The following is a 1,389-nucleotide window of genomic DNA, read 5'->3' on the forward strand; positions in this document are numbered from 1 at the left end:
AAGGAAAAGTTTGAACGCGGCAAGCCGCACTGTAACATTGGCACCATTGGTCACGTTGACCACGGTAAAACCACGCTGACGGCGGCGATCACCAAGTATTTTGGTGACTTCAAAGCGTACGATCAGATTGATGGCGCGCCAGAAGAAAAAGCCCGCGGGATCACCATCTCGACTGCGCACGTTGAGTATGAAACCGATGCACGTCACTACGCGCACGTTGACTGCCCCGGCCACGCCGACTACGTCAAAAACATGATCACCGGTGCGGCGCAGATGGACGGCGCGATCCTGGTTGTGAACGCGGCTGATGGCCCTATGCCACAGACTCGTGAGCACATCCTTCTGGGTCGCCAGGTTGGCATCCCGGCCATGGTTGTTTTCATGAACAAAGTTGACCAGGTAGACGACGAAGAGCTGCTCGAGCTGGTTGAAATGGAAATCCGTGAGCTTCTGTCCGAATACGACTTCCCAGGCGATGATATCCCTGTGATCGCGGGTTCGGCTCTGGCGGCGATGGAAGGCAACAACCCTGAAATCGGCGAAGAGAAAATCAAAGAGCTGATGGCTGCTGTTGATGAGTACATCCCACAGCCAGAGCGCGCGATTGACCAGCCGTTCCTGATGCCGATCGAAGACGTGTTCTCGATCTCGGGTCGTGGTACCGTTGTGACCGGCCGTGTTGAGCGTGGCGTGATCAATGTTGGCGACAGCATTGAAATCGTTGGCATTAAAGACACCACCACAACCACCTGTACCGGTGTTGAAATGTTCCGCAAGCTGCTTGATCGCGGTGAAGCTGGCGACAACATCGGCGCATTGCTGCGTGGTATCGACCGTGAATCGGTTGAGCGTGGTCAGGTTCTGTGCGCGCCCGGTTCTGTGAACCCGCACACCAAGTTCGAAGCTGAGGTCTACATCCTGACCAAAGAAGAGGGTGGCCGTCACACGCCATTCTTCGCGAACTACCGTCCACAGTTCTACTTCCGTACAACGGACGTTACCGGCACCGTAACTCTGCCTGAAGGCACAGAAATGGTTATGCCAGGCGACAACCTGAAGTTCGGTGTTGAGCTGATCGCCCCAATCGCCATGGAAGATGGCCTGCGTTTCGCGATCCGCGAAGGCGGCCGTACCGTTGGTTCGGGTGTTGTGTCCAAGATCGTCGAGTAAGACGCGGTTCTCGCGTCTGGTGGTGCAGAGGATTTTCCAAAGAAGATCTGACGAAGCCCACACGGCAATCACACCAAAGAAGGCCGCCCCATCCCGGGCGGCCTTTTGCGTTTTTATGCGCGATCCCTTTGAATTCGAGAGGGGATCGGTCCGCGAACCAAAAAAGGCCGCCCTAAACAGGCGGCCTTTTGGTGTCTTGGGAGAAGACAGACAGGGTAA

The 1,389-nt window shown here is 55.9% G+C and carries 1 protein-coding gene; it reads left to right on the top strand.

The annotated features are described in order from the left end of the window. A partial coding sequence (gene tuf / locus AC5EFR_RS21950; RefSeq protein WP_493577853.1) for an elongation factor Tu occupies positions 1–1,170 on the top strand: 1,170 nt, incomplete at its 5' end. Between the last annotated feature and the right edge of the window lie 219 nt (positions 1,171–1,389).

The organism is Pelagimonas sp., assembly GCF_058892305.1.